Annotated in this window: 2 protein-coding genes and 1 pseudogene; 2 read left to right on the top strand and 1 reads right to left on the bottom strand. The window is 70.9% G+C overall.

Annotated features, from left to right (window positions below):
* A pseudogene (locus IH13_RS0114680) lies at positions 1-532 on the bottom strand (regulator); the annotation flags it as partial.
* A gap of 289 nt (positions 533-821) precedes the next feature.
* Between IH13_RS0114680 and lipB the strand changes: the two are divergent.
* Positions 822-1,631, top strand: a complete 810-nt coding sequence (lipB, locus tag IH13_RS0114675; RefSeq protein WP_031084547.1) for a lipoyl(octanoyl) transferase LipB — start codon at positions 822-824, stop codon at positions 1,629-1,631.
* 124 nt (positions 1,632-1,755) lie between these two features.
* The gene (lipA, locus tag IH13_RS0114670; RefSeq protein ID WP_031084545.1) at positions 1,756-2,745 is read left to right on the top strand and encodes a lipoyl synthase; all 990 of its coding nucleotides are present in this window, start codon (positions 1,756-1,758) and stop codon (positions 2,743-2,745) included.
* Positions 2,746-2,945: the final 200 nt, after the last annotated feature.

Raw genomic sequence — 2,945 nt, 5'->3', positions numbered from 1 at the left:
TACGCGCCCCGTGGGCGTCGGCCGGCGTGCGCGGGCCCGGTAAGCCGGCCGCGCCCGCCACCGAGGCGGCGGGCTCGCCGCGTCCGACCCATTCGTCGGCCCGTCCGATCAGCCAGTCCCTGCTGGGGACGACCAGCCCGGCCGGGGTGAAGGCGATCTTGCGCAGCTCGGCGTGGCTCCCGGAGTCCTTCCGCCAGAGGCCGCTCACGATGTCGACGGCCTCGGCGGGGGTGGCCGCGAATTCGAGCCCCGCGTAGACGGGCGCGCAGGCGTCCAGGCCGAGGTCCTGCGCGGAGAGCCGCCGCCCGAGCCGCCGGGTGAACACCTCCGCGATCAGGGCGGGGGTGGTGCCGCGCGGCTGCTGGCCCCGCAGCCAGCGGGTCACCGAGGTCTTGTCGTACCGCAGGTCGAGTCCGTGTTCGAGGCCCAGCTGATCCACCCGTCGGGCGAGGCCCGCGTGGGAGAATCCGGCTTCCGCGATGAGCGCAGCGAGCCGCCGGTTGGGGGTGCGCTGCGGAGGTCGTTCCGACATCAGCTGTACGGTCTCCTGCCTTCGGGGCCGGGCCGACGGCCCTAAGGGAACGGCGCGAATGTAACTGCCCCGCCCCTGCCCCTACCGGCGCTCGCCCCACTTTCATCCGAACGTGTGAGGGTTACGTAGATCACTGGCATCGGCCCCCGGGGAGGCCACCGGCGGCGAACCTGCCGGGCCCCCGTCCTCCGGGCGGTCGTACAGTGGCTCAGGGCGCAAATCAGTGCGGGGTGACGTGGTTCGGGGCACCGCCCGGCCGCCCGGCACCCGCGAAAGGGAGGCACCCGAAGTGAGTGAGCTGCGGTTCGTCCGTGTGGGGTTCGGCCGGGATGCGGTCGACTACCAGGAGGCCTGGCAGATGCAGCGCGAGGTGCACGCCGCCCGGTTCGAGGACACCGTCCCCGACACCTGCCTGCTCCTGGAGCACCCGCCCGTCTACACGGCGGGCCGGCGCACGACCGACGGCGAGCGTCCCCTGGACGGCACCCCGGTCGTCGACGTGGACCGGGGCGGGAAGATCACCTGGCACGGCCCCGGCCAGCTCGTCGGCTATCCCATCCAGAAGCTGCCGCGCCCCGTCGACGTCGTCGCGCACGTACGGCGGCTGGAGGAGGCCCTGATCCGCACGGCCGCCGACTTCGGGGTGGAGACCTCCCGGGTCGAGGGCCGCAGCGGGGTCTGGGTGCTCGGCGACCCCGTCGAGGAGCGCCCTTCCCTGGGCGGGCTGTCGCTCGACTTCGACCCCCGGCTGCACGACGAGGAGTTCGACGCCCGGCTGAACGGCCCGGAGTACGCGCCGTCCAACGCCGGCCAGCGCCGCGAGGACCGCAAGCTGGCGGCGATCGGGATCCGGGTCGCCAAGGGCGTGACCATGCACGGCTTCGCCCTCAACGTGAACCCCGACAACACCTGGTTCGACCGGATCGTGCCGTGCGGGATCCGGGACGCGGGCGTCACCTCGCTCGCGTACGAACTGGGCCGCGAGATCACGGTCGCGGACGTCCTCCCGGTCGTGGAGAAGCACCTCCGAAACGTCCTGGAGAACGCGGCACCCACACCCCGGGCCGTCGAGACCGCGGGGACCGCCGCCACCGCCTGACCGGGCCCCGGGGAATAGGCCCCCTCGGCCACAGGTTGGGCGGACGTAAGACCGTTCTAACGACGGGCGTACCCTGGTGTTCGCCGAAGAATCCAATGCAGTGAAAGCAAAGGGGAGTGCCGGAGTGTCCGCTGTCGCACCCGACGGGCGCAAGATGCTGCGCCTGGAGGTCCGGAACAGCCAGACCCCCATCGAGCGCAAGCCCGAGTGGATCAAGACCCGGGCGAAGATGGGCCCCGAGTACAACCGGTTGCAGAAGCTCGTGAAGAGCGAGGGTCTGCACACCGTGTGCCAGGAGGCCGGCTGCCCCAACATCTTCGAGTGCTGGGAGGACCGCGAGGCCACCTTCCTCATCGGCGGTGACCAGTGCACCCGGCGCTGTGACTTCTGCCAGATCGACACGGGGAAGCCGCAGGCCCTGGACCGTGACGAGCCGCGCCGCGTGGGCGAGTCCGTCGTCACGATGGACCTGAACTACGCCACCATCACCGGCGTCGCCCGCGACGACCTGGAGGACGGCGGCGCCTGGCTGTACGCGGAGACGGTCCGCCAGATCCACGCCCTGACGGCGGAGCGGGAGGCCGGCGCGACCAAGGTCGAGCTGCTGATCCCCGACTTCAACGCGGTGCCCGAGCAGCTCGCCGAGGTCTTCTCCTCGCGGCCCGAGGTGCTCGCCCACAACGTCGAGACGGTGCCCCGCATCTTCAAGCGGATCCGCCCGGGCTTCCGCTACGAGCGGTCCCTGGAAGTGATCATGCGGGCCCGTGAGGCCGGTCTGGTGACGAAGTCGAACCTGATCCTCGGCATGGGCGAGACCCGCGAGGAGGTCAGCGAGGCGCTGAAGGACCTCTACGACGCGGGGTGCGAGCTCATCACCATCACGCAGTACCTGCGGCCCTCGCCCAGGCACCACCCCGTCGAGCGCTGGGTGAAGCCGCACGAGTTCGTGGAGCTCAAGGACGAGGCCGACGCCATCGGTTACTCCGGTGTCATGTCGGGTCCGCTGGTGCGTTCCTCGTACCGTGCGGGCCGCCTCTTCCAGCAGGCGGTCGAGCGTCGCGGCGAGGCCGCGGCGGCGACGTCCGGAACACCGGCGTCCGTCCCCGCCGTGTGAATCCGCGCACAAGGACATACTGAGCGGTAGAGGCCGACACGACGCGGTCCGTACGTCCCCCGCAGGTCCGGGGGCCCGTATGGGCCGCGTCGGCGTGCGGGACGGCGCAATCAGGGATTCATTGGTGTTTGACCGACCGGTCATGCACTGGTAACACCGAGCAGTGACCCTAGGTACACGGACTGTCTCTTATACACATC

The organism is Streptomyces sp. NRRL WC-3549 (assembly GCF_000721935.1).
Taxonomy (GTDB): domain Bacteria; phylum Actinomycetota; class Actinomycetes; order Streptomycetales; family Streptomycetaceae; genus Streptomyces.
The sequence above is the reverse complement of the archived record's forward strand: the minus strand, read 5'-3'. Positions and strand labels throughout refer to the sequence as shown.